Annotated in this window: 22 protein-coding genes; 11 read left to right on the top strand and 11 right to left on the bottom strand. The window is 68.5% G+C overall.

Going from position 1 to position 23,918, the window contains the following annotated elements:
• Positions 1-2: 2 nt before the first annotated feature.
• From E1267_RS04425 to E1267_RS04415, 3 genes are read right to left on the bottom strand one after another with little or no spacing between them, the layout of a single operon-like run.
• Positions 3-752, bottom strand: coding sequence for an enoyl-CoA hydratase/isomerase family protein (locus E1267_RS04425; protein ID WP_132330020.1), 750 nt, complete (start codon positions 750-752; stop codon positions 3-5).
• Positions 749-2,224 carry a class I adenylate-forming enzyme family protein gene (locus E1267_RS04420; protein WP_246063453.1) on the bottom strand — a complete coding sequence of 492 codons (1,476 nt, stop codon included), beginning with the start codon at positions 2,222-2,224 and terminating at the stop codon, positions 749-751. The genes E1267_RS04425 and E1267_RS04420 overlap by 4 nt, the downstream gene beginning before the upstream one ends.
• Complete coding sequence (locus tag E1267_RS04415; protein WP_132330018.1) at positions 2,184-2,882, bottom strand: TetR/AcrR family transcriptional regulator; 699 nt, start codon at positions 2,880-2,882, stop codon at positions 2,184-2,186. Before E1267_RS04415 ends, E1267_RS04420 begins: the two co-directional genes overlap by 41 nt.
• Before the next feature lie 101 nt (positions 2,883-2,983).
• Between E1267_RS04415 and E1267_RS04410 the strand changes: the two genes are divergently transcribed.
• Genes E1267_RS04410 through E1267_RS04400 form a run of 3 tightly spaced genes read left to right on the top strand, consistent with a single transcriptional unit; the run spans position 2,984 to position 5,039 of the window.
• Positions 2,984-3,802 carry a MerR family transcriptional regulator gene (locus tag E1267_RS04410; RefSeq protein WP_132330016.1) on the top strand — a complete coding sequence of 273 codons (819 nt, stop codon included), beginning with the start codon at positions 2,984-2,986 and terminating at the stop codon, positions 3,800-3,802.
• The gene (locus E1267_RS04405) at positions 3,799-4,524 is read left to right on the top strand and encodes a sigma factor (RefSeq protein WP_132330014.1); all 726 of its coding nucleotides are present in this window, start codon (positions 3,799-3,801) and stop codon (positions 4,522-4,524) included. Before E1267_RS04410 ends, E1267_RS04405 begins: the two co-directional genes overlap by 4 nt.
• A 17-nt stretch (positions 4,525-4,541) precedes the next feature.
• The gene (locus E1267_RS04400) at positions 4,542-5,039 is read left to right on the top strand and encodes a GyrI-like domain-containing protein (protein WP_220449340.1); all 498 of its coding nucleotides are present in this window, start codon (positions 4,542-4,544) and stop codon (positions 5,037-5,039) included.
• 99 nt (positions 5,040-5,138) lie between these two features.
• Here the strand turns inward: E1267_RS04400 and E1267_RS04395 are convergent, their stop codons facing one another.
• The 6 genes from E1267_RS04395 to E1267_RS04370 form a co-directional block, all read right to left on the bottom strand.
• On the bottom strand, positions 5,139-6,548 hold the full coding sequence (locus E1267_RS04395) for an ATP-binding protein (RefSeq protein WP_246063452.1): 1,410 nt from the start codon (positions 6,546-6,548) through the stop codon (positions 5,139-5,141).
• 182 nt (positions 6,549-6,730) lie between these two features.
• Positions 6,731-7,093: a hypothetical protein gene (locus tag E1267_RS04390; protein WP_132330009.1), complete on the bottom strand. Its 363-nt coding sequence runs from the start codon at positions 7,091-7,093 to the stop codon at positions 6,731-6,733.
• 880 nt (positions 7,094-7,973) lie between these two features.
• Positions 7,974-9,602, bottom strand: coding sequence for a phospho-sugar mutase (locus tag E1267_RS04385; RefSeq protein ID WP_132330007.1), 1,629 nt, complete (start codon positions 9,600-9,602; stop codon positions 7,974-7,976).
• A complete protein-coding gene (locus tag E1267_RS04380) occupies positions 9,599-10,402 on the bottom strand; it encodes a purine-nucleoside phosphorylase (RefSeq protein WP_132330005.1) in 804 nt (267 codons plus the stop codon). The genes E1267_RS04385 and E1267_RS04380 overlap by 4 nt, the downstream gene beginning before the upstream one ends.
• Positions 10,403-10,405: 3 nt before the next feature.
• On the bottom strand, positions 10,406-11,710 hold the full coding sequence (locus tag E1267_RS04375) for a M20/M25/M40 family metallo-hydrolase (RefSeq protein ID WP_132330003.1): 1,305 nt from the start codon (positions 11,708-11,710) through the stop codon (positions 10,406-10,408).
• The gene (locus tag E1267_RS04370; RefSeq protein ID WP_132330001.1) at positions 11,707-12,699 is read right to left on the bottom strand and encodes an Lrp/AsnC family transcriptional regulator; all 993 of its coding nucleotides are present in this window, start codon (positions 12,697-12,699) and stop codon (positions 11,707-11,709) included. Before E1267_RS04370 ends, E1267_RS04375 begins: the two co-directional genes overlap by 4 nt.
• 110 nt (positions 12,700-12,809) lie before the next feature.
• Between E1267_RS04370 and E1267_RS04365 the strand changes: the two genes are divergently transcribed.
• On the top strand, positions 12,810-14,114 hold the full coding sequence (locus tag E1267_RS04365; RefSeq protein ID WP_246063449.1) for an MFS transporter: 1,305 nt from the start codon (positions 12,810-12,812) through the stop codon (positions 14,112-14,114).
• On the opposite strand, the gene E1267_RS04360 is transcribed toward E1267_RS04365, so the two are convergent.
• Positions 14,111-14,602, bottom strand: coding sequence for a gamma-glutamylcyclotransferase family protein (locus E1267_RS04360; RefSeq protein ID WP_281283588.1), 492 nt, complete (start codon positions 14,600-14,602; stop codon positions 14,111-14,113). The genes E1267_RS04365 and E1267_RS04360 overlap by 4 nt on opposite strands.
• 141 nt (positions 14,603-14,743) lie before the next feature.
• Between E1267_RS04360 and E1267_RS04355 the strand changes: the two genes are divergently transcribed.
• The 6 genes from E1267_RS04355 (at position 14,744) to E1267_RS04330 (ending at position 20,093) form a co-directional block, all read left to right on the top strand.
• Positions 14,744-16,132, top strand: coding sequence for an NAD(P)H-quinone dehydrogenase (locus E1267_RS04355; RefSeq protein WP_132329997.1), 1,389 nt, complete (start codon positions 14,744-14,746; stop codon positions 16,130-16,132).
• 148 nt (positions 16,133-16,280) lie between these two features.
• On the top strand, positions 16,281-17,108 hold the full coding sequence (locus tag E1267_RS04350) for an alpha/beta fold hydrolase (RefSeq protein ID WP_132329995.1): 828 nt from the start codon (positions 16,281-16,283) through the stop codon (positions 17,106-17,108).
• A gap of 145 nt (positions 17,109-17,253) precedes the next feature.
• Positions 17,254-18,525, top strand: a complete 1,272-nt coding sequence (locus E1267_RS04345) for an AAA family ATPase (protein ID WP_132329993.1) — start codon at positions 17,254-17,256, stop codon at positions 18,523-18,525.
• A 110-nt stretch (positions 18,526-18,635) separates the two neighbouring features.
• A complete protein-coding gene (locus tag E1267_RS04340; RefSeq protein ID WP_165959456.1) occupies positions 18,636-19,328 on the top strand; it encodes an RloB family protein in 693 nt (230 codons plus the stop codon).
• 69 nt (positions 19,329-19,397) lie between these two features.
• On the top strand, positions 19,398-19,736 hold the full coding sequence (locus E1267_RS04335) for a hypothetical protein (RefSeq protein WP_132329989.1): 339 nt from the start codon (positions 19,398-19,400) through the stop codon (positions 19,734-19,736).
• 60 nt (positions 19,737-19,796) lie between these two features.
• The gene (locus E1267_RS04330; RefSeq protein WP_132329988.1) at positions 19,797-20,093 is read left to right on the top strand and encodes a hypothetical protein; all 297 of its coding nucleotides are present in this window, start codon (positions 19,797-19,799) and stop codon (positions 20,091-20,093) included.
• Between the two features lie 719 nt (positions 20,094-20,812).
• Here E1267_RS04330 and E1267_RS04320 read toward each other — a convergent pair.
• Complete coding sequence (locus E1267_RS04320) at positions 20,813-21,085, bottom strand: winged helix-turn-helix domain-containing protein (protein ID WP_220449339.1); 273 nt, start codon at positions 21,083-21,085, stop codon at positions 20,813-20,815.
• Positions 21,086-21,619: 534 nt separating this feature from the next.
• Here E1267_RS04320 and E1267_RS04315 point away from each other — a divergent pair.
• A complete protein-coding gene (locus tag E1267_RS04315) occupies positions 21,620-23,905 on the top strand; it encodes a TIM-barrel domain-containing protein (RefSeq protein WP_132329986.1) in 2,286 nt (761 codons plus the stop codon).
• Positions 23,906-23,918: the final 13 nt, after the last annotated feature.

Here is a 23,918-nt window from a genome sequence, read left to right as displayed (position 1 = left end):
TCCTATCCGGGGGCGTCTCGGCCGCGGCTGCGGTTGATGAACGCCGCCATGCCCGCCTGGGCGATGCCCGACTCCTCCACGAGCCTGGCCGCCTCCGTCTCCGCCTCGAAGGCCCGCTCGACCTCGTGTCTCGACGGCCTCAGCAGCCCGAGGTGCACGGTGGTGGCCGTGCCCGGCGCGGTCCAGTGGCGCACACGGGCGATCGCCGTTTCCAGCAGCGCCTCCGGGTCGGCGATCTCGTCCAGCAGGCCCGCGGCCAGGGCGTCCTGCGCGCCCATGCGGGCCGAGCCGAGCACCAGCCGCAGCGCCCGAGCGCCCACGAGGCGGGGGAGCAGGTAGCTGGTGGCGTTCGAGACCGACAGGCCGATGTGGTTCTCGGGCAGGAAATACTCGGCCGACGGGGTGCCGATGCGGGTGTCGAAGCACAGCGTCCACTCGGCGGCCCCGCCGACGGCCAGGCCGTTGACCGCCGCCACGACCGGTACGCGCGTCTCCAGCACGGCCCTGGTCATGTCGTGGAACGAGGCCACCTCGTCGACCAGGGAACGGCCGGCGGCCTGGTGGATGTCCTCTCCGGCGGAGAAGGCCCGGCCGGTGCCGGTGACCACGATGCCCCTGGCGCCCTTGCCGTCGCCGTGGTCGCGTACGGCCGCCGCGAGGTCCCTGCGCATGCCGGCGGTGAGGGCGTTCAGCTTGGCGGGGCGGGCGAGGGTGATCAGAGCCACCTCGTCGCGTTCGGTCACGTCGATCATGATTTCTCCTTGCCGACGGGGATGGCGGGGGCGGCGCGCTGGTCGCGTTCCGGGCGGAGCAGGTGGCGTTTCTCGATGCGGGCCGACGGGGTGAGCGTGAACGACTCGACGAACTCCACGTACGCCGGGAGCTTGAAGCGGGCCAGCCGGTCACGGGCGTGTTCGATCACGTCCATGGCGGTGCGGGCGTCGGGGTCGTGACCGGGCCGGAGCTGGAGGAACGCCTTGGGCAGCTCGCCCCACAGGTCGTCGGGGACGGGCACGAGGGCCGCCTGGAGGACGGCCGGGTGCTGGGCGAGCACACGTTCGACCTCGGCGCAGGAGATGTTCTCCCCGCCCCTGCGCACCATGTCCTTCAGCCGGCCGGCGTGGTGGAGGTAGCCGTGGTCGTCGCGGAAACCCAGGTCGCCGGTGTGGTACCAGCCGTCCCTGAAAGCCTGGGCGGTCGCCTCGGGGTGGTTCCAGTAGCCCCGCATCATGGGCACGCCCCTGACCAGGATCTCGCCGTTGTCGTCGAGCCTGACCTCCTTGCCGGGCGGCGCGACGCCCATGGCGCCGGTGCCGACCGTGTCGTCCGCGTCTATGTGCGCCACCAGGTCGGGGCCGCTCTCCGTGGAGCCGTACAACTCGCGCCACGGTGCGCCCCACCGCGCCTCGAACGTCCGGTGCAGTTCGGGCGGGATGCCCGAGCAGAGCACGAGCCGCATGCGGTGGTGGCGCTCGCGCGGGTGCGGCGGCTGTTTGTGCAGCAGCAGGGGCATGGTGCCGAGTACGTACGTGAGCGTCGCGCCGTGTTCCCCGGCCGACTTCCAGAAGCCGGAGGCGGAGAAGCGGGGGAGCACGACGAGCGGGATGCCGCCGGTGAGGCAGAGCACGGTGAGCCACTGGGGGTCCATGTACGAGTACGCCTGCGCGATGATCATGACGTCGTCGTCGCGGAGGCGGGCCTGTTCGGCGACGATCTGGGCGGTTCTGAGCCAGTAGTCGTGGGTGAGCATGCAGGCTTTGGGGAAGCCCGTGGTCCCCGACGTGTACTGAAAATTCGCGACATCGTCGGCTTTGACGGTCACCTTGGCCGGCTGGTCGCCCGCCTGCCGGATCAGCCTCCCGGGGTCGTGGCACGGGCCCGGGTTGATCACGGCGTGATCGTCCGTGGTCAGCGTCAGCACCGCGCCCGAGTCGTCGAGCACGTGCGCGAGGTCGGCCGCCTGGTAGCGCACGTTCACCGGGACGGCGATCGCCCCGGCCTTCAGGACCGCGAGCCAGCTCAGCGGCCATTCCGGCACGTTGTCCAGCATGATGGCCACCCGGTCGCCCGGACGCACGCCCAGGTCGGTCAGGGCGGCGGCCAGGCGGTCCGACCGCGCGTCCGCGGCGTCGAAGGTCAACGAGGTGTCGGGGAAACGGAGGAACTCGCGCGTGCCGTACGTTCTAGCGGCGTGCCTCATCAGGTCGGGGATCGTGCTGTACATCCGGTGGCTCCCACGGAAGGTCGGGCAGCAGGGAGAAGTCAGGACTTGTAGTGACCTGGACGGGGGCGCGTACGGCGGCCAGGCCGATCGTGACGAACTCGGCGCACACCTGCTCCAGCGTGGAGTCCCCGTCGGGGCGATACCACTCGCTGGTGCCGGTGCACATGGACATCAGGGCGAGACGGGTCAGCTTCTGGTCGGCGACTCGGAACGTGCCCTCCGCCACGCCGTCGGCCAGCGTGCGCTTCCAGTGGGCCTCGTACGCGTCGCGCAGGACGATGATCTCGTCGCGGGCGGCCGAGCCCGGCGTGAGCGAGCGCAGTTCGCCGTCCATGACGCTGGTGGTCAGGGGAGCGCAGGCGTGGACGGCGGTGAGCGAGCCGATCAGCAGGGCCAGCCGGTCGGAGGGGCCGCCGGCCGTGGCGAGCATGCGTTCCGTGGCGCTGTTCAGGCCCTGCTGGGCGACGCGCATGAGATCGGCGAGCAGCGCCTCCTTGCTTCCCACGTGGTGGTAGATCCCGGCGTTGGTCATGTTGACGGCCCGGCCGAGGTCCCTGATGCTCGTCGCGGCGTAACCCTGCCGGGCGAACAGCAGCACCGCCGCCGTTCTGATCCGCTCGTGCGCGTCCGTGCCGGGGTCGGTGAGGTCTGTGATCATGGTTCCTACCGAACGTTCGGTCGTTTCGGACGCTACCCCAACTCTCGAAAAATCGCCATAGTTGACTCTGACACCGTGTGAGGCCCTAAACCGGAGACGTCATGTTCAGCATCGGAGAGTTCGCCAGGCTGGGGCTGGTGTCCGTACGCATGTTGCGGCACTACGACGCGATCGGTCTGCTGCGCCCCGCGCACGTCGACCCGGTCAGCGGCTACCGCTCCTACCAGGCCGCGCAGTTGTCCCGGCTCAACCGCATCGTCGCGGTCAAGGACCTCGGCTTCACCCTGGAGCAGGTCAGGGCCATCCTCGACGACAAGGTCAGCACGGAGGAGCTGCACGGCATGGTACGCATGCGCCGCGCCCAGCTCGAAGCCCGGATCAACACCGACCTGGCCAGGCTGCGCAGCGTCGAGGCACGCCTGCGGACCATCGAGACGGAGGGCTACATGGAAAGCGCGGAGGTCGTGCTGAAGCGCGTCGCCCCGATCAGGGTCGCCGAGCTCAGCGCCAGGGCGGCCAGCTACGAGGGAGAGGACATCGGCCCGGTCATCCAGCCTCTCTTCGCCGAGATCTGCCGCCGCGTGGAAGAGGCCGCGGTCAAGGTCGTGGGCCCGGGGGTCGCCTACTACGAGGAGCGGGACGACGGCTCCGTCATGGTCCACGCCTGCCTGCCGGTGTCCGCGGCGCCCGGCCACCACGACTTCCAGGTCCTCGACCTGCCGGCTATCGAGACGGCGGCCACGATCATCCACCACGGGTCGATGGAGGAGGTGGGGAAGACGTTCCAGACCCTGGCCCACTGGATCGAGGAGCACGGCTACCGTTCGCGCGCGCTGGCCAGGGAGGTCTCCCTGCACTGCCCGGAGAACCCGGACGAATGGGTGACGGAGCTCCAGATCGAGGTGACGCCGGCCGGATGACCGACGTCGAGCTCGAACACCACCGGGTGGCGCTGACCGGCTACTGCTACCGCATGCTCGGCTCGGGCTTCGAGGCTGAGGACGCGGTGCAGGAGACGTTCGTCAGAGCCTGGCAGACCTACGATCCGGCTCGGGGCACGCTGCGCACGTGGCTGTTCCACCTGGCCACCAACGTCTGCCTCGACATGCTGAGAGGCTCGCAGCGCCGCGCCCGCGCCATGGACCTGGGGCCCGCCGCCACCCCCGGCGACGCCCTGGGCGAGCCGCTCCCGCACGGCCGCTGGATCCAGCCCGTCCCGGACGCCAAGGTGCTCGACCCGGCCGGGCAGGCCGACGAGACGGTGGACGAGAGCCTGCTGACCCGCTATGTGTCGGCGTTCGAGCGGTACGACGTGGCCGCGCTGGTGTCGCTGCTGCACGAGGACGCGACGTCGGAGATGCCGCCGTTCGCGTGGTGGTTGCGCGGGCGCGAGCACATCCACACGGTCCTGACCGCGGCCGCCGCGAGCGGCCAAGCCCCGTGCCAGGGCTCCCGCCTGCTGCCGGTCAGAGCCAACGGCTCCCCGGCCTTCGGCCAGTACCTGTACGGCGAGCCGTTCGCCCTGGTGGTTCTCGACGTCGCCGGCGGCCGCATCGCCGGCGAGGCCACCTTCCTGGATCCCGGCCTGTTCCCGTTCTTCGGCCTGCCGATGAGTTTCGCGGCGCCGCTCCGTACACGCTGATGAAGGAGGAACAGAACATGCCACAGATCGTCGAATTCCCCGAGCGGCCCTACGTCGGGGTGCGCGGGACCATCACCATGACCACTTTCGGCCTGGTCGCCGACCGGATCGGTGAGATGGTCGGCTGGCTCGCCGACCGAGGCCACGCTCCCGCGGGTGCGCCTTTCCTCAGGTACGAGGCCATCAACCTGCCGGAGGACCGGCTGGTGGTGCAGGCGGGCGTGCCGGTGGGCGTGCCGGTGGGCGGGCCGGTGGAGGGCGAGGGCGACATCTTCGCCGCCTCCCTGCCCGCGGGCCGCTACGCCACCGAGTCGCACCACGGCCACCCCGACCAGCTCTTCGGCGTCATCGAGGCGCTGCTGCAGTGGGGCGCTGAGCAGGGGCTGGCCTGGGACATCACGGAGAAGGACGGGACGGAGCACTGGGGCTGCCGCCTCGAACTCTTCCGGACCGACCCGAGAGCCGAGCCGGACATGCACAACTGGGACACTGACCTGCAGTTCCGCATCGTCTGACCAGGTCTCATGGTTGAGACCAACCCGATCCGTTGGTCTCAACCCCGGTTTCTTGCGGACCTGATTCGGCGTTGGTCTCATCGCTGAGACCATCCGTGCTCATCGCCAGGCGTCGACCAGGTGTTCAGCGGTGATGTGCGTGACGCCCTCCACCTCGCAGCCGCTGCGGGAGACGGCGTAGAGCGGCGTGGAGGAGTCGGCTCCGGGCATCTTGGACCGGTGGACGATGAGCTCGCTCAGGTCATGATGATCGAACGGGCGGTTCTCCAGCCATTTGACGGACCCGACCATCGTGATCTGCTTAGCGACCGGCTCCCGGTCTGCGCCGACGATGTCGATCTCCGGATCGTTGGTCCTGGTCCAGAAGCCTCCGATCGCTCCCGTCGCCTCGGGCAGGCCGTCCATACGGCGAAGCGACTCCTGGATCAGGGGCTCGACGGCGACTCCGCGCCATGATGTCCAAGAGCTGCGGATCCGCTCCAGGACCTTGTCTCCCCGGCCGCGTTCGATGTCCGTCAGGCGGTTGGCGATGAAGGGAATCCAGAAGCGCAAGTGAGAGTCGATGACGCGGTAGCGCGACTCTCGTGAGGGGCGCGTCGACAAGGGCCGGTCCACAGCGATCATGCGCTTCTCGAGCAGAAGCTGAAGTGCGCGGTTCATCGTCGCGCGCGAAATCCCCTGGGTGGCGGCCGCGATGTTGGAGTGTGTGCGCTGGCCCGACCCGATGGCGTTCAGGGTCTGGCGGGCATGCGCTTCTGGTGGAAATTCGGCGGCGAGGGCCCGCTCGCCGCTGACGACCAGAGCCGACAGCGGGTCGTGGAGTGCCTGCTCCAGATATGCCCAGAGTGGGGCGCCCTTGGGCCACTCCTCACAGATCATCGGCAACCCGCCTGAAACCAGGTGTGCGTCGAACGCCGCCTCAGGGGGCAGATCAAGAGCCTGTCCGACGTCGTACGGTGTGAGGGGGCCCACGATGAAGTCGGCGGCCCGCTGGTAGAAGGGGCGGCCATAGGTGTTGATGGCCTCCATCATCGACAGATCCGAGCCGATGAGGAGAAGCAGGACCGGCAGTCTCGAGAACTCCCTGTCGAAGAGCTTCTGCAGCACGCTCTCCAGCGTGGGATCTGCCTTGACAAGGTAGGGGAGCTCATCGATGACCACGATGCTAGGGGAGTGTTCGGGCAGGGCGCGTGCCAGGAGGGAAAGCGCGTCGTGCCACGATTCGGGGTGCTCGACATCGAAGACGGAAGCGGCGGGGAGGTTCGACGATGACGCCTCGTCCGTGAAGATGTGGAGTTCTTCACGGAGCGTCTGCCCCGTCGCCGTGTAGTACAGGTGAGGCACCTGCGCCTGCCGGATGAACTCCTCCGCCAGCCTGGATTTTCCGACCCGGCGGCGTCCTCTCATCAGGAGTGCGCGTCCGGGCCGATCGAAGTGACGGCGATTCGTCTTTTCGAGCGCACGCGCGAGGGCAGCCAGCTCTCGTCGCCTGCCGATGAAGGGTTCCACCGTTCCTCCGGTTAGTTTCAACGATGAGACTAACGCAGCTATTGGTATCAAGGTGGGCATATTGTGGCCCAGAGCGGGTCGGTGGTCTCACGGATGAGACCACCGACGTTGGTGCATCCACCTGTGGATGGTTCACCAGTGGTTCAACCACGGGCGGGCCTTGCCTGAGCGCCCCAGAACGGCTATGGCGTTGTGTCCGGCGGGTCGTTGTCCTGGAGGCGCGGTGTGACGGCGGCCCGGATGACCAGCGTCGCCACCCGTGCGATGAACGAAGGGGTGAGCACGGCGCCGGCCGCGCCCTGGCGGGCCGGGCCGGACGACATCATCTGCGTGGCCCGGCCCGCGCCCAGGCAGGCCGCGGACGCGACGGCCACGGCCACCCACAGGCTGTAGCCCTGGGGAAGCAGCATCTCCACGAAGACCGGGTAGGTGGCCAGCGCGCTCATGAATGCGATCGCCCAGGACGCGGTCCCGCCGGACGGCTGAACGGGGGCGGGGGCCTGTGGGCGGCGGCTGCTGCGGGAACGTGCGGGCGATGTCGCCATCGCGACCTCCTTGAATCCGGATATGTCAGTGTTTGGTCGTGACTCCAGGTGATGCGTCGAAGCGCGACACGGAATGCGACCGCTTTTCGGCGCCGGGACTATGAGGCGCTCGTGTTTCTCGACTCCTGGGCAAACAGGAGAGCGAGAGCTCCTCGTAGTGCGGCAAGCATGGCATGACGGCTCGTGCTCACGCTAGGTGACCGGGGCGTGAACGAGCCTTCTGCATTTGTCTCCGTGCGTTCGGGAGAAAGACGAAGAGGTCTCCCGTTTGCCCAGGAGACCTCTTCTTCCAACGGTTTTCCGGCGCCCACCTGGAGTCAGCGGACAATCATCCGGAATCAGAGGAGGGGGCAGGGCCTGCTCGCGTCGAGGCGGGCCGCCGTGCCCCTTCTCGGCCTTGCGTCCACAAGCTCGGACCCAAGGTCATGACTGCAATTGTACAGGTGAAACGGCCGAATGTCCCCGCTACCGGGGCCCGCTGTGGCGGTGAAATGACTCGATTGTGCGGTGTGTGGGACGGGTTTGCGTGTGAACTGAGAATAATTGATGGCTTCGGGTGGGATGAAGCGCTATGGGGAGGTATGAGGGGATTTTGCGGCTGAGCGGGAGAGGGCCTTCATCGTGTCATTCTCCGTAGGGCGCGACAGGATAACCGGCGTTTTACATCTACCGCCGGTGATGATGTACGCGTGACGTGCCGGGATTTATCGGCGAGAAATGGAGAGCGAATGAGAACGGAAATGCGATGCCATTCTCCGAGGTGTGTCACCAGGGCCTGCGGGTGGCCTGAGTAAAATTTATGGCGGGCCCGCGTCGGCGTGTTGCGGACCCGCTGGAATATCACCGTACGTTCCGCTGGAATAACGGAGAGTAACGATCCTCAGAGGTCGAGCAGGGCGGTGAGTTCCGTCTTCAGCAGGTCGAGCTCGCGGGCCGCTCCGGCGCGCGCCTCGGTCACCTCGCCCGCAACCGGCACGACCACCTCCAGGTAACACTTGAGCTTGGGCTCCGTGCCCGAGGGACGCACCACCACGCGGGCGTCCCCCGCCAGCGTGTAGCGCAGCCCGTCGGTCGGCGGCAGGTCGCCGATGCCCCTGGACAGGTCGTCCGCCCGCGACACCGCGCGCCCTCCGAGCGTCGTCGGCGGGGCGGCGCGCAGCCGCGCCATGGCGCCGTCGATCAGCGACAGGTCGGACACCCGGAAGGAGAGCTGCTCCGTGGCGTGCAGCCCGTAGCGCCGGGCCTGGTCGTCGAGCAGGTCCAGCAGCGTACGCCCGGCGCGCTTGGCGGTCGCCGCGATGCCCGCCACCGCCAGCGCCGCCCCGATGCCGTCCTTGTCCCTGACCGGGAGGCCGGCGTCGGAACCGACGCTGTAGCCGAGGGCCTCCTCGTAGCCGAAGACCAGCCCGGGACCCGCCTTGATGATCCATTTGAAGCCGGTCAGCGTCTCGCCGTAGCGCACGCCGTGCGCCCGCGCGATCCTGCCGAGCAGCGTCGAGGAGACGATGGTGGTGGCCACCATGCGGTCGCCGGTGGTGTGCGTGATGACGTGCTCGGCCAGCAGGCCCCCGACCTCGTCACCGGTCAGCATGCGGCAGCCGCCGCCGGGCAGCGGCACGCCCACCGCACACCGGTCGGCGTCGGGGTCGCTGGCCAGGACCAGGTCCGCGCCCACCTTGGCGGCCAGGGCCACGGCCAGGTCCATCGCTCCCGGTTCCTCCGGGTTGGGGAAGGGCACCGTGGGGAAGTCGGGATCGGGGTCGCGTTGTTCCTCGACCACCAGCGGCGAGGCGAACCCGGCGGCCAGGAACGCGCCCGTCAGCGTGGCCGCGCCCACCCCGTGCAGCGGCGTGTAGGCCACCTTCAGGTCACGGGCCTCGCCCAGCGGCAGCGACTTCACCGCGGCGAGATAGTCGTCGATGATGCCTTCGCCCAGCTCCGTCAGGGTGCCGGGGCCGTCGATCAGCAGCTGGTCGACGCGGCCCACGGCGTCGATGGCGGCCGAGATCTCACGGTCGATCGGCGGCACGATCTGGGAGCCGTCGGCCCAGTAGACCTTGTAGCCGTTGTCGCGCGGCGGATTGTGACTGGCGGTGACCGCCACGCCCGCGTCCGCGCCGAGGTGGCGTACGGCGAAGGCCAGCACGGGCGTGGGCAGGGTGGAGGGCAGGAGCGAGGCGTGCACCCCGGCGCCCGTCAGCACGGCGGCCGTGTCGCGGGCGAACACGTCGGACTTGTGCCGCGCGTCGTAGCCGATGACGACGTGCTTGCCGGGCCCGAGCACCGTGGCCAGGCCGGAGGCGGCGCGCATGACGGTGACGCGGTTCATCCGGTTGGGGCCGGCGCCGAGCTCGCCGCGCAGACCCGCCGTGCCGAATTCCAGCCGGGCGCCGAAGCGGTCCTCCAGCGCGGCCAGGTCGTCCTCCTCGATGAGGCGGGTGAGCTCGGCCCGGGTGTCGGGGTCGGGATCCTGGGAGAGCCACTCGCGTGCCTCCCGCAGCACGCTCACAGGCGGTCCACCACCTTGGCCAGCAGCACGCCCATGCGGGCCGCCGTGGCCCTGCCGACCTCCAGGACCTCCTCATGGTCGAGCGGCTCGCCGGACAGGCCCGCGCCCGGGTTGGTGACCAGGGAGATGCCGAGCACCTCCAGCCCGGCCTCGCGGGCGGCGACGGCCTCCAGCACGGTCGACATGCCGACCAGGTCGCCGCCCAGCGTGCGGCACATGCGGATCTCCGCGGGCGTTTCGTACGTGGGCCCGCGGAAGGCGATGTAGACGCCCTCCGCCAGGGCCGGGTCGATCTCGCGGACCAGCTCGCGCAGGCGGCGGGAGTAGACCTCGGTGAGGTCGAGGAACGTGGTGCCGGTGATCGGGCTGGACCCGGTCAGGTTGATGTGGTCGCTGATCAGGACGGGGTCGCCGACGTTCTGCGTCTCGGGGCGCAGCCCGCCCGCCGCGTTGGTCAGCACGACAGTGCGGACCCCGGCAGCGGCGGCCGTACGCACGCCGTGCGTCACCGCGTCGACCCCCAGCCCTTCGTAGAGGTGCGTACGCCCGAGGAACACGAGCGCGTGCCGCCCCGCGGAGGTGCGTACGGCACGGATCCTGCCTCCGTGCCCGGCCACGGCGGGAGCGCGGAACCCCGGCAGGCCGGTGAACGGAACCTCGCTCACCGTCTCGCCGATCGCGTCGGCGGCGGGCACCCACCCCGAGCCCATGACGAGCGCCACGTCGAAGGTGTCGAGGCCGGTGGCGGCGCGCAGCGCCGCGGCGGCCTCGCCGGCCAGGGTGTACGGGTCTTCACTCACGTTTCAGTAGTTTAGGAGGAACCGGTCCAGAACCCGCACGCCGAAGTGCAGCGCGTCCACCGGCACCCGCTCGTCCACGCCGTGGAACATCGACGCGAAGTCCATGTCCGCCGGCAGCCGCAGCGGCACGAACCCGAAGCCGCGCACGCCCAGGTCGGCGAAGAAGGTCTTGTTGTCGGTGCCGCCCGACATGCAGTACGGGATCGCCCGCGCCGCCGGGTCCTCGGCCTTCAGCGCCGCGATCATCGACTCGACCAGCGCGCCGTCGAACGTCGTCTCCAGCGCGATGTCGTGGTGCACGAAGTCGCGCCGCACCTTCGGCCCGAGCAGCGAGTCGACGGTCTTGAAGAACTCGTCCTCGAAGCCCGGCAGGAACCGCCCGTCGACCACGGCCGTGGCCTGGCCGGGGATGACGTTCGACTTGTATCCGGCGTCGAGCTGGGTCGGGTTGGTGGTGTGGCGCAGCGTCGCGCCGACGAAACGCACCAGCGGCCCGATCCTGTCCAGGACCGGCTGCGGGTCGTTCTCGTCGAACGGGATGCCGTAGGCGTCGGCGACCTCGGTGAGGAAACGCCGGACCGTGGGCGTGTAGGTGAGCGGCCAGTCGTGCTCGCCGATCCTGGCCACCGCCCTGGCGACCTCGGTGACGGCGTTGTCGTCGTTGAGCATGGAGCCGTGGCCCGCGGTGCCGTCGGCGGTCAGCTTCATCCAGGCCAGCCCCTTCTGGGCGGTCTCGATGAGGTAGAGCCGCAGCGACGGGTCGATCTCCAGGGAGTAGCCGCCGACCTCGCTGATCGACTCGGTGACCCCTTCGAAGAGCTCGGCGTGGTTGGCGGTGAGGTGTTTGGCGCCGTACACGCCGCCGGCCTCCTCGTCGGCCAGCCAGGCGAAGACGATGTCGCGGCGCGGCCTGCGGCCCTCGCGCTTCATCTGGCGCAGCACCGCCAGCATCATCGCGTCCATGTCCTTCATGTCGACCGCGCCGCGGCCCCAGATGTAACCGTCCCGCACCTCGCCCGCGAACGGGTCCACCGACCAGTCGGCGGCGTTGGCCGGCACCACGTCCAGGTGTCCGTGGACGAGCAGGGCGGGCAGGGACGGGTCGGCGCCCTCGACGCGGGTGACGACGTTGCCGCGGCCCGGCTCGCTCTCGACGTAGGTGGACTCGATCCCGACCTCGGCCAGCCTGGCCATGACGACCTCGGCCGCGGCGCGTTCGCCGGGCCCGCTGCCGTCCCCGTAGTTGCTGCTGTCGACGCGGATCAGCTCCACGCAGAGGTCGGCGACTTCCTTCTCGGCAGGTGTCATGGCGTTTTCTCCCAACGGTGATCCAGCGTGAGCAGTCCGGACTTGTGCAGGTGGCCGCGCTTGTGCGCGCGGGTGATGAGGGTGAGGTCGATGTCGGTGATCTCGTCGTGCCTGCCGACGACGCCGGTCAGGAAACGGTAGAGGTCGGCCTCGTGGGCCGCCACCACCTGCACGACGAGGGAATGGGTGCCTGTGGTGGCGGCGCAGTACCGTACGCTCTCGTGCGCGGCGAGCCGGCGGCCCACCTGGTCGAGCCCGTGGGGGCGTACCTTCAGCCAGAGCATGGCCTCGACCTCCAGGCCGAGCAGCGCGGGCTCGGCCTCGGCCCGCGGCCGCAGCAGCCGCCGCTCCAGCAGTGAGGTGACGCGCCGGCGGGCGGTGGGTACGGAGATGTCGAGCCGCTCGGCGACCGCGGTGAAGGCGATTCTGCCGTCGAGGGTGAGCAACTGGGCGATCTCCTCCTCCAGCGGCGACAGGCCGTCCTCGTCGGGCAGGCACTCGGGTGGCGGCGGGGGCCGGAGCTGGGCGACCTCCCGCTTGGTGAGGTAGGGGGCGTGCCACTCCGCGACGGTCGTGAAGGTGTGGAGGACGACCTGGGTCTGGGTCTGTACGACGCCGTCGATGTCGCTGATCTGGGCGGAGACGATGTGGTGCAGGTCTTCTCGCGACGGGGAGACCAGCTCGCTGCCGAGGTCGGCGGCGCCGGTCAGCGAGTAGACCGAGCGCGTGTCGGGCCGTTCGGCCAGGGCCCGCGCGACCTTGCCCGCGGTGCCGGGCCGCACCTGTACGTGGAGGTGGACGGGACGGCCGTGCCCGGTGCGCAGGTCGTCGTAGATGGCGGTGATCCGGACGATGCCCTCGGAGACGAGCCGCTGGAGGCGACGGGCGACCGTACGTTCGTGCTCGCCGACGGCCCTGCCGAGCTCGCCCCACGAGGCGCGCGGGCTGACCTGCAGCGCGGCGACCAGACGCCGGTCGAGAACATCCACCTACAACCATCTCAATGTCGGGTATGTAAATAAATTCCCAGGTAATTGACTGTTTCGGTCGTCCCATGCACAGTAGGCCATCACCGCACTGTTCAGCAAAGGAGCCATCCGTGGCGACTTCCCCCAGCCAGCAGTCACCACTCGGCATCCCCAGAAGCCGCGTCCGCCAGCTGACGGCGGCCAGCATCGGCAACGTCGTCGAGTGGTACGACTGGTACGCCTACAGCTTCCTCGCGATCTACTTCTCCCGTCAGATCTTCCCCGAGAGCGCGGACAACAGTCTCGTCCCGCTGCTGAGCTCGTTCGCGGTGTTCGCCGTCGGCTTCTTCATGCGCCCGCTGGGCGGCCTGCTGGTCGGCGCGTTCGCCGACAGGTACGGGCGCAAGCTCGCGATGACGGGCACGATCGTGCTGATGGGCGTCGGCTCCCTGCTCGTGGGCCTGACCCCCACCTACGCGGCCGTCGGCGTGCTGGCGCCGATCATCCTCGTCGTGGCCCGTCTCATCCAGGGCCTGTCGGTGGGCGGGGAGTTCGCCGCCGCGACCACGTTCCTCGTGGAGTCGGCCCCGCCCCGCCGCCGCGGCCTGTTCTCCAGCTTCCAGTACGTCAGCACCACCATCGGTCAGCTGCTCGCCTCAGGACTCGCGGCGGTGCTGGCCACCACGCTGATCGAGGCCGACATGGACGCGTGGGGCTGGCGCATCCCGTTCTTCGTGGGCGCCGTGCTCAGCCTCGTGGGCCTGTGGATCCGCAGGGGCGCCGACGAGACCTCGGCCGTGGTGGAGGAGGTGCGCCAGGGCAAGGCCGAACGGCAGAAGATGTTCGAGTTCCTCAGACTGCACCCGAGGTCGGCCGCCACCATCGTGGGCATCACGATCGCCGGCACCGTCGCCTATTACACCTGGACGACGTTCCTGCCGACGTACGCGCAGATCACCGTGGACTTCGACGAGGCGAACTCGCTGCAGATCGGCACGATCTCGCTGGTCTTCTTCATGATCCTGCAGCCGCTGCTCGGCATGTTGTCGGACCGGATCGGGCGCAGGCCGATGCTGATCACGTTCGGGCTGGGGTTCGTGCTGCTGCCCGTGCCGCTGCTGAGCCTGCTGACCGACTCGTACGGCAGCCTGCTGACCGTGCAGCTCATCGGCATGGTCTTCCTGGGCTGCTTCACCTCGATCTCGGCGGCGGTGAACTCGGAGCTCTTCCCCACCCGGGTGCGCGCGGCAGGCGCGGGCTTCCCCTACTCGCTGACCGTGGCGCTCTTCGGCGGCACCGCCCCGCTGATCGGCACCACGATGCAGGAGGCGGGCAACCCGGGGCTCTTCCCGTGGTACATGTCGGGACTGGCGCTCATCTCGACGCTGGTCTACATCTTCGTGCTGCCGGAGACCAAGGACCAGCCGCTGCGCTAACCGCCGATCGAGGTGCAGGGGCGCTCCCGCAGCTCCTTGACGTAGTCGTCAGGGGCGCCCGCCCGCTCGGCCGCCTCGGCCAGGCTGCCGAGATAGCGCGCCGACGGCAGTCCACCCTCGTAGCCGTCGAGCACGTAGAACCAGGCCACGACCTCGCCGTCGAGGGTCTGCACCCGCAGGCGCACCTTGTGGTAGCGCCCGCGGACCGCGCCCTCCCACTGGTCGAGGGAGGTCTCCTCCCACTCGGGCACGTCGTAGAGCACGACGAACACGTGCTCGTCGGGGTCTTCGACGATCGTGGCGACGGCGCCCTCCCAGGCGAGGTCCATCCCGCCGAACGTCAGGCGCCAGCCTGGCAGCCAGCCGACTCCCCAGATGGGGGAGTGGGGGGCACGCATGGCCATCTGCTCCGGGTCCATATTGGTGCCGTAGGCGGCATAGAGCCTGAGGTCATTGGACTTGCCCGAAGGATTCGAAAGCCACGCCACGATCCACCCCTCTCGCCGGGTGCTGCTTCGCCATCCAGCTACCGCGCCATACTGCCACGCCGGTCGCCGCAGCCGATCCATCCGGTTCAGGTGGCGTGGCCCGGTTGCCGCCCGCCCCACCGCGTACGGGACAATGGGGACGTGACAAGGATCGCGATCATCGGTGGCGGACCAGGCGGTTACGAGGCAGCGCTCGTCGCCGCGCAGCTAGACGCGCAGGTCACCCTGGTCGAGGAGCACGGTCCCGGCGGCGCCTGCGTGCTGACCGACTGTGTGCCGTCCAAGACGCTGATCGCGACCTCGGTCCGCAAGCAGGCGCTGCTCGACGCTCCTTCGCTGGGGGTGTCGTTCACCGGTGGCCCCGACGGTGACGCGGGCGTGGTGGGCGTCGACCTGCCGCAGGTCAACCGGCGCGTCAAGGAGCTGGCGCAGGCGCAGTCCGCCGACATCGCCACGCGGGTGGAGGCCGAGGGCGTCGAGATCGTCAAGGCCCGCGGGCGACTGGTCGACCCGCGGGTGGTGCGCGCGGGCGACCGTACGATCCAGGCCGACGTCGTGCTCGTGGCCACCGGCGCGACCCCGCGCGTGCTGCCGGGCGCCGAGCCCGACGGCGAGCGCATCCTCACCTGGCGTCAGCTCTACGACCTGAAGGAGCTGCCCGAGCACCTGATCGTGATCGGCTCCGGCGTGACGGGCGCGGAGTTCGCCGGCGCCTACCGCTCGCTGGGGGCGGAGGTCACGCTGGTCTCCAGCCGCGACCGGATGATGCCCAACGAGGACGCCGACGGCGCCGAGGTGCTGGAAGAGGTCTACCGCCGGCGCGGCATGAACGTCATGGGCCGCTCGCGCGCCGCCTCCGTCAAGCGTACCGACGACGGCGTGGTGGTGACGCTGGAGGACGGCCGCACGGCCGAGGGCTCGCACGCGCTGATGACCGTCGGCATGGTGCCCAACACCTCCGGCATCGGCCTGGAGGAGGCCGGGGTCCAGCTCGACGCGGGCGGCTTCGTCAAGGTCGACAAGGTCTCCCGCACGTCCGCGCCGGGCGTCTACGCGGCCGGCGACTGCACGGGCGTGCTCATGCTGGCCTCCGTCGCCGCCATGCAGGGCCGCATCGCGGTCTGGCACGCGCTCGGCGAGGCCGTGCAGCCGCTGCGGTTGTCTACCGTGGCCTCCAACATCTTCACCGACCCGGAGATCGCGGCGGTCGGGGTCGCGCAGCGGGCGATCGAGGCGGGCGAGGTCGAGGCCAACGTGGTCAAGCTGCCGCTCGCCACCAACGCGCGGGCCAAGATGCAGGGCTTCAACGACGGGTTCGTCAAGCTGTTCTGCCGCCCGCACACGGCGATCGTGCTGGGCGGGGTGGTGGTGGCGCCGGGCGCGTCCGAGCTGATCCTGGCGGTGTCGGTGGCGGTGCAGCAGCGGCTCACCGTCGACCAGCTGGCGCACACGTTCGCGGTCTACCCCTCGATGTCGGGCTCCATCACCGAGGCCGCCCGCCGCCTCATGCAGCCGGGCGTCGCCATCTAGGCGCTTTTCTCCGGCAAAGACCCGTTGGTCCGGGCTTGGCGTTACCCGACGGCGAACTGCGGTATGGCTCGTTCGCGGGTGGGGTGCTCCCGTATGCGGGAGCACGCGCACCGGCACGCATCGACGCGATCACCGACGGGGAGGCGCCATGCCCTACGTGGCCACACGCGACGGCACGCAGATCTTCTTCTACGACTGGGGCAGCGGCCCGCCGGTCGTCTTCTCGCACGGCTGGCCGCTCAACGCCGACGCCTGGCACGACCAGCTCAAGCTGGTGGCCGACAACGGCTTCCGGGCGATCGCGCACGACCGGCGCGGGCACGGCCGCTCCAGCCAGACGTGGGACGGCTACGACTTCGACACCTTCGCCGACGACCTGAACGACCTCATCACCGCACTCGACCTCACCGGCGTCACGCTCGTGGCCCACTCGATGGGCGGCGGCGAGCTGGCCCGTTACGTCGGCAGGCACGGCACGTCCCGCCTGCGCAAGGCGGTGCTGCTGTCGGCGATCCCGCCGCTGATGCTCAAGACCGACGCCAACCCCGAGGGGACGCCGCAGGAGGTGTTCGACCAGCTCAAGGCCGGTATCCTCGCCGAGCGCTCGCAGTTCTGGCGTGACAGCGCGGAGAGCTTCTTCGGCGCCAACCGGCCGGGCAACACGGTGACGCAGGGCAACAAGGACGCCTTCTGGCTGATGGGCATGGCCGAGAACATCCAGGCGGGGGTGCTCTGCGTGGACGCCTTCTCCTCGACCGACTTCACCGAGGACCTCAGGCAGTTCGACATCCCGACGCTGGTCGTGCACGGAGACGACGACCAGATCGTGCCGATCGCGGCGTCCGGCGACAAGTCCTCACAACTCATCGAGAACTGCTCGTACAAGGTGTACGAGGGCGGCTCCCACGGCATCGCCCTCGTCCCGGGACAGAAGGAGCGCTTCAACGCCGACCTGCTGGAGTTCCTACGCACCTGACCGGCCCCAGGATCAGGGCGGCTCACGGCCGATCCGGCCCTATGCTGGCATCCTTCGAAAGGGCGTCATAGGCTGTTCCATGCAGGCTCTGTGCACCAGACCGCAGATAACCGGGCGCAGAGCCTGTCTCAGTAGGAGGTCTACGGTGCTGATCCGTTTTAGGGTGGCCAACCATCGGTCCATCCGTGACGAGCATGAGCTGTCTCTGATCGCGACCGAATTCGATGAGGGTGCGGGACGCAGGACTGGTCTCAAGCACCGGGGGCGAGACGTCTCGGCGCAGCCCGTACTGGGCGTATTCGGAGCCAACGCGTCGGGGAAGTCCAATCTGCTCAGTGGATTCCGGCTCATGCGTGACGCGGTGCGAGACTCCTTCGCGGACTGGGCCAAGGTGCCGGAGGTGGTTCCCCGCCAGCCCTTCAAGCTCGATCCGGCGTCCCGTGAGGCGACGACCCTGTTCGAAGTGGACCTTGCACTAGGCCGGGATCCTGTCCGCTTCACCTATGGCTTCGAACTGTCGGATGAGCGGGTGGAGGCGGAGTGGCTGCATGCATATCCGTATGGCCGCCGCAATGTCTGGTTTGATCGAGAGGCGGAGCGTCCTGAATCGGAAGGCGGAGAATTCATCTTCAGGGGAGAGGGGTTCAAAGGAGAACGGGAAGCCCTAGTGAGACTGACCCGTCCGAATGCTCTCTTCTTGTCCGTTGGTGCGACTCTCAACGATCCCCAGTTGTCAGCGATACACCGGTGGTTCCTCAACAACCTGTGGTTGGTGACACCGGGACGAGACCTCAGCGCACGGGTGGACTGGACCAGGCAACTCCTGACGCGCCCAGATCGTGCGGGTTACCCTCAGCGGATCGTGCAGATGCTGCAATCGGCTGACTTGGGAGTTACCCGGCTTGACACGGATCCTGAAACTGGTGAAATCAGGCTTTGGCACCGTACACCGGACGGTGGAGAATTCCCGCTGGACTTCCGCACGGAAGAGTCTCTAGGTACTCACGCTTGGTTCGCGTTTCTGGGACCCATGCTCACCGTGCTGGACCAGGGATCGGTGCTGCTGGTGGACGAGTTGGATTCGAGCCTGCACCCCACGCTCGCGGCCGAGGTCGTACGCGTCTTCCAAGATCCCGCATCTAATCCGCGTGGCGCGCAACTGCTGTTTACCACGCACGATGCGACCTTGCTGGGCAGTGAGGTACTTGACCGCCCGCTCAAACGCGATCAGGTGTGGATCACAGTGAAGCGGCGCTCAGGAGAGACCGAACTCTATCCGCTGACAGAAGCCAAGCCGCGTAAGGAGGAGAACCTCGAACGTGGCTATCTACGTGGTCGTTACGGTGGCGTGCCACGCGTGACCGCAGGAGAGATCGTCCGTGAACTGTCCTGGCACGGGACGAGGGCGACGGCGTGAGCAGGCGGTTGAGAAGAGAGCAGGAACAAGGAAGACGGAGAAGACGCGGGCGCCTGGAAGACGAACGTCCGCTGGCGCCAAGGTCCGGGCTGCATTCTCGAGAGGTACGGGTGCTGTACGTGGCCTGCGAGGGTGAATCCACAGAACCGGACTATCTTCAGTATCTGAACGAGCAGTTCGGGGACGGCGACGGCCAGGGTAGGCAGCGTTTCCGGATCCAGCCGGTATATCGCAGGAACGGGCTGATGCCTTCCCGGGTCGTCGAAGCCGCACGGACGGCTGCCGGCGAGGACGAGGCATGGGCACTCTTCGACCGCGACCAGTGGGATGACATCCCGCAGGCGGTCAAGCACGCAGCAGAGTCCAGGGTCGAAGTCGCGTTCTCGCATCCGTCATTCGACCTGTGGCTACTGCTGCACTTCCAGGCATTCGGCGGGGAACAGGGTGGTGGCAGCAAGCTCGTGATCGAGAAGCTGCGGCAGGCGAAGGGCGCGGACGCCTTCAAAAATTACGACAAGAGGAACGACAAGAGCATCAAGGGTGCACGGCGCGACGCCTTGAAAGGAAGGGAGGACAAGGCGGTGGCGCACGCCCGAAGCTTGATCGCTTCCTGCTCCCATGGACGATGCAAGCCTGCTCATGCGAAGGCTGAGCAGGTCGATCACCATGCCAAGCCGCAGTCCCCCCAGCAATGGGCGGCCCGCTCCGGGCATGCCTCGGAGTGCCCAGTTCTCCAGCGTGATCCATCCACCGATGTGTGGCGCCTACTGGTTGCACTAGGTATTCACACGGACACAGAATGAGGAGGCGGCTGCTTGCCGAGATGGCAGCGGCTTCCTCCGCATCCGTCCAGGCTTCAATGCGCATCTGGGATGCACACCAAGACACATCTGTCGAAGGGCAGACCGGTTGCAGCGGAGATCATACGGTTCAACGCCTACGGCGTCACCGCGGTTGACCTGTTCAACGAGCGTGATGAGGCGTTCCTCGAATTCCTGCACGAGGGGCCGTCGGCGACGGCCGCGCGCATCCCCGATCTCACTGCGGTTGCGGAGCAGAACCTGGTGGAGCTCTTGGGAGAGTGGTGGCAGGAGCACGCGGGTGCCATCTCCGCGCTTCCGGTTCACCGCCGACTGCGGGATGTGCGGTCGGAACTTCTGCACACCTTCGCTGAGACGCTCGTCCCGATCGGCGTCAATCGATCGCGCTGATCACGCGAGGCGGCACGCTGGGAAACCGCAGCCGGGCTCGATCACTTCACCGTCCAACCCGTGCGCAGCCTTCTCGAAGCCCTGCTCCAGGAGGCGGGGCTCGAAGCCGAGGTTCTCCCGGTGGATCTGAATCAGGCCGCCGCCGGCATCGTCAGCCGTCTGGCCGTCGAAGTGAGGCCGCCTCATTTCGCGGAGAACCCGGACGTTCAGCGGAGAGCACGACGCCGGCTGCTCCACTATCTGGAAGACGACCTCGGTCTCGCCGATGCCGATCCCGTGTACTTGGCGACCCAGCTGGTTGATCTCGCAGCTCGGCGCATGGAGGATTTCCGGCGTTGGGGCGAGGCGAACGGTTGACTGTCTCCGTCGGGTGATAGCAAGGGGGCGTGAGCTCTCCGCTGGAAGACGCCATGTCCGCCCTACCTTTGCCGCCTGGGTGGCGAGTACGGGTGTAGATCCGTCCACGCAGGCGCACTCTGGGTATCGAGGTATCACCGGACGGCAGTGTGCTGCTCGCTGTCCCCACTGACGCCGATGTGAAAGAGGTCGCGGAGACCCTGCTGTCCAACGTCGATCGGGTAGCCAAGGCCGTTCGACGGAGAATGGAACAGGGGGCCGAGCCTCCTGTGAAGGAGCTCGTCGATGGCGAGCACTTCAGCTATTCATGCTGGTGCCTGGCCTGGAGGGACTGGAGCGGCAGCTCGCCATCGAGGGGCAAGAGGTGGGGCTGGGGCATGTCCAAGAAGTAGCCAGATGAATACCAGGCTGGACAATGCGTGGGCGGTGCTGGCATGACCAGCCAGAGCCCGCAGCGGCCAGCACCGCCGAGTGGGGAAGCCCGATCATCACGGCCTTGGCCACTTCAATGCGAACCGTAGGCAGACCCACGACGGACAGACCTGTCGTGCGGATCGACGTCCTGATCGCGCGTTCCCTGATGCGGAGGAAGCCCAAGCCCTGCGCTCGAAGAACGCGGACGCCGGTGTCGGGCAGACGAGGATGAGCCCCAGGTTGCGCAAAGAACGTCAGCGCTGCCGCGCTGGCATCGGAACCTGAGCATCACGTGTAGGCGGTTTTCACGATCCGGCCTCGTCCCCGCGATGGAGAACGACGGATCCCCTGCCGGGCTTGGTGATAATGAGCCCGCGATCACGGAGGATCGCGAACGCCTTGCGGATGGTCGCACGGCCGACGCCGAAGTAGTTCTGGAGTTGTATCTCGGACAACACGGTGCGCGGCCGGTACACGCCGGTCTCGATCCGTTCTCCGATCCAGTCGGCAATTTGCTCGTAGCGATAGAACTCGGGGTTCCAGTCGTCGGCATTCCACGACGTATTGGGCAGCACCACAAGCAGACCCTAAACCGTCAGCGACTTCCATACGAAACCCCCGCAGGAAGGGTGCGCTCAAATTGCCTGGTCCACAGCGACGGGTAGAAGCGGCTCCGTCAGAGTCCGCAGCTACACGTGCGACTGACGGTGTACGAACTGTGTGCGGCGGGTGGGCTGGGTCATATACGCCGGACGGAGAGGACGGCCAAGGGCGAACGTGCCAGTGAAAGCCCCTGGCTTCGAGACAAGGAGGCGACGCTCTTGTGGCATAACCTCCTTGGGGGCGCGCGCGATAGCGCTGCCAACGATCGTACGCGGCTCGAAAGCTTGGGTTCGCAGTCCGGAAGGTTGAGGGCAGGGCACCGTGCCGGCTGTGCGCGGGCCGGCAAGCGATGTGTCCGGGACGGGCGTACGAACTGTTACCGCCGTCGGGCGCTCAGATCGGTCTACTTGGGATGGACTTCAAACTGGCCAGCCGCCTGACCGTTGACGTTTGTTGGTATGGACAGCAAACTAATTCACGAGTTGGCGCAGCCGTTCGAAGGAGCCTCCATGCCCTACCGCCCCCCGCTGGTCGCGCACGAGTACTTCGTGGCGGACCCGCCCGAGCTGCCGGTCCGCGCGCGAGGCGAGGGCGGCCCGTCGGTGCTGACCGCCGCCGAGGTGGTCGCGGCCGACGGCGCCGAGGTGATGCTGAAGGCGGTCACCTCGGCGGAGGAGACCCTGGTCGTCCAGGTGGGCGTGGCGGGGGAGGGCGTCATCCGGGTGCGGTTGTCGGAGGACCCGACCGCCAGGCCGCGCTCGGAAAGGGCCATCTCCCTGGTGACGCCCGGCGGTTATCCGGAGGCCACGGCCGAGGTGTCGCCGGGCGAGCCCATCGTGATCGACGCCGGCTCGCTGCGCGCCGAGATCAGCCTCGCGCCGTGGCACCTGCGATTCACCGACGCCTCCGGCGCCATGCTGACCGAGCAGGACCGCGGGCACATCGACATCAGCGGCAGGCTGCGTACGCTGCCGTTCGGCCGCTCCTCGGCGGGCGGCGCGCCCGTGGCCTACCACGAGAGCTTCGCCGCCGCCCCCGACGAGGCGTTCACCGGGTTCGGCGAGTCGTTCACCCGGCTGGACAAACGCGGCCAGCGGCCCGTGATGTGGAACTTCGACGCCTTCGGCGCGGAGTCGCAGCGGGCGTACAAGAACGTGCCCCTCTATCTGTCGAGCAAGGGGTACGGCCTGCTCGTCGACAGCGGGGCGCCCGTGGAGTTCGACGTGTGCCAGTCGACCCACAGCGTCGTGCAGATCCTGGTGCCCGACGACGTGATGGACTACTACGTGATCGCCGGGCCGGCGCCGGCCGACGTGCTGGACCGCTACGACCGGCTGACCTGCCGGCCGGCGCTGCCGCCGAAGTGGGCGTTCGGCACGTGGATCTCCTCCGGGTTCTGCGTGGACAGCCAGGAGCGGGTGCTGGCCAGGGCGCGCACGATCAGGGAGCGCGGCATCCCGTGCGACGTGCTGCATCTGGACACGTACTGGCAGGCCGACGGGCACTGGTCGGATCTGCGGTGGGATCCGGTGAACTTTCCCGATCCGGAGGGGATGCTGTCCGAGTTGGACGGGATGGGGTTCAAGGTCTGCCTGTGGATGAATCCGTACGTCTCCCATCTGAGTCCCGCCTTCGAGGAAGCCGCTGAAGCCGGATATTTCCTGAAAAATCATGATGGTGAGGTCTACGTCGCCGACTGCTGGCACGGCTCCTTCCCGCCCTGCGGCATCGTCGACCTCACCGACCCGGCGGCGGTCGACTGGTTCACCGGCCTGCTGCGCGGGCTGCTGCGCCAGGGCGTCGCGGCGTTCAAGACCGACTTCGCCGAGGGCGTGCCGAGCGACGCGGTCGCCGCCAACGGGATGACCGGCACCGACCTGCACAACGTCTACACCCTGCTGTTCAACGACGCGGTCGCCGCCGTCACCCGCGAGGTCCGCGGCCACGACCTGGTGTGGGCGCGTTCGTCGTACATCGGGGGGCAGCGCCACAGCGCCCAGTGGAGCGGCGACACCTACACCAGCTACGCCGCCATGGGCAGCACGATCAGGGGCGGGCTCGCGCACGGCCTGTCGGGAGTGCCGTTCTGGAGCCACGACGTCGGCGGCTTCACGGGCCGTCCCACCGACGACCTGTACGTGCGCTGGACCCAGTTCGGCGCGCTCTCCCCGCTGCTGCGCCTGCACGGCACCACCACCCGCGAACCCTGGGAGTTCCCCGAGGTCGAGGAGGCGGCGGTGGCGGCGCTGAGGCTCCGCTACCGGCTCATGCCCTACCTCTACTCGGCCGCCGTCGAGGCCGCGCGCACGGGTGCGCCGATGATGCGGGCGCTGTGCGTGGACCACCCCGGCGACCCGGTGGCCTGGCAGGCCGACCTGGAATATCTGCTCGGCCGTGACCTCCTGGTCGCCCCCATGACCGCGCCCGAAGGGGTCAGGCAGGTCTACCTGCCGCGCGGCACGTGGGTCGACTACTGGACGGGCGAGGTGCTGGAGGGCTCCCGCTACGTCCGGGCCGCCAAGCCGCTCGACCAGGTCCCCCTGTACGTACGCCGCGGAGCCCTCATCCCCGTCACCGAGCCGCGGGAGACCGTCGGCGTGCCGGCGGAGATCACCCTCGTCGCCTTCGGCGGCGGCGACGGGAGCACCGAGATCCACGACACCGACGGCGTGACGGTCGCCGTCGCCACCAGGGACGGCGACGAGCTCCGCGTCGCCGTCACCGGCCCGAAGCGCGTCACCGGGGTCGAGATCGTCCCGGTGCCCGGAGCCCCCGCGCGAACCGTCATCGTGTGAACCCCTGGAGAGA

The sequence above is a fragment of the Nonomuraea longispora genome, assembly GCF_004348345.1.
Lineage (GTDB): Bacteria > Actinomycetota > Actinomycetes > Streptosporangiales > Streptosporangiaceae > Nonomuraea > Nonomuraea longispora.
The sequence above is the reverse complement of the archived record's forward strand: the minus strand, read 5'-3'. Positions and strand labels throughout refer to the sequence as shown.

Excerpts from the sequence above, each read along its gene's own strand:
- E1267_RS04420 (WP_246063453.1), bottom strand. The coding sequence starts at position 2,224 with ATGTACAGCACGATCCCCGACCTGATGAGGCACGCCGCTAGAACGTAC.
- E1267_RS04410 (WP_132330016.1), top strand. The coding sequence starts at position 2,984 with ATGTTCAGCATCGGAGAGTTCGCCAGGCTGGGGCTGGTGTCCGTACGC.
- E1267_RS04335 (WP_132329989.1), top strand. The coding sequence starts at position 19,398 with ATGCACACCAAGACACATCTGTCGAAGGGCAGACCGGTTGCAGCGGAG.
- E1267_RS04405 (WP_132330014.1), top strand. The coding sequence starts at position 3,799 with ATGACCGACGTCGAGCTCGAACACCACCGGGTGGCGCTGACCGGCTAC.
- E1267_RS04425 (WP_132330020.1), bottom strand. The coding sequence starts at position 752 with ATGATCGACGTGACCGAACGCGACGAGGTGGCTCTGATCACCCTCGCC.
- E1267_RS04415 (WP_132330018.1), bottom strand. The coding sequence starts at position 2,882 with ATGATCACAGACCTCACCGACCCCGGCACGGACGCGCACGAGCGGATC.
- E1267_RS04400 (WP_220449340.1), top strand. The coding sequence starts at position 4,542 with ATGCCACAGATCGTCGAATTCCCCGAGCGGCCCTACGTCGGGGTGCGC.
- E1267_RS04390 (WP_132330009.1), bottom strand. The coding sequence starts at position 7,093 with ATGGCGACATCGCCCGCACGTTCCCGCAGCAGCCGCCGCCCACAGGCC.
- E1267_RS04350 (WP_132329995.1), top strand. The coding sequence starts at position 16,281 with ATGCCCTACGTGGCCACACGCGACGGCACGCAGATCTTCTTCTACGAC.
- E1267_RS04315 (WP_132329986.1), top strand. The coding sequence starts at position 21,620 with ATGCCCTACCGCCCCCCGCTGGTCGCGCACGAGTACTTCGTGGCGGAC.
- E1267_RS04375 (WP_132330003.1), bottom strand. The coding sequence starts at position 11,710 with ATGACACCTGCCGAGAAGGAAGTCGCCGACCTCTGCGTGGAGCTGATC.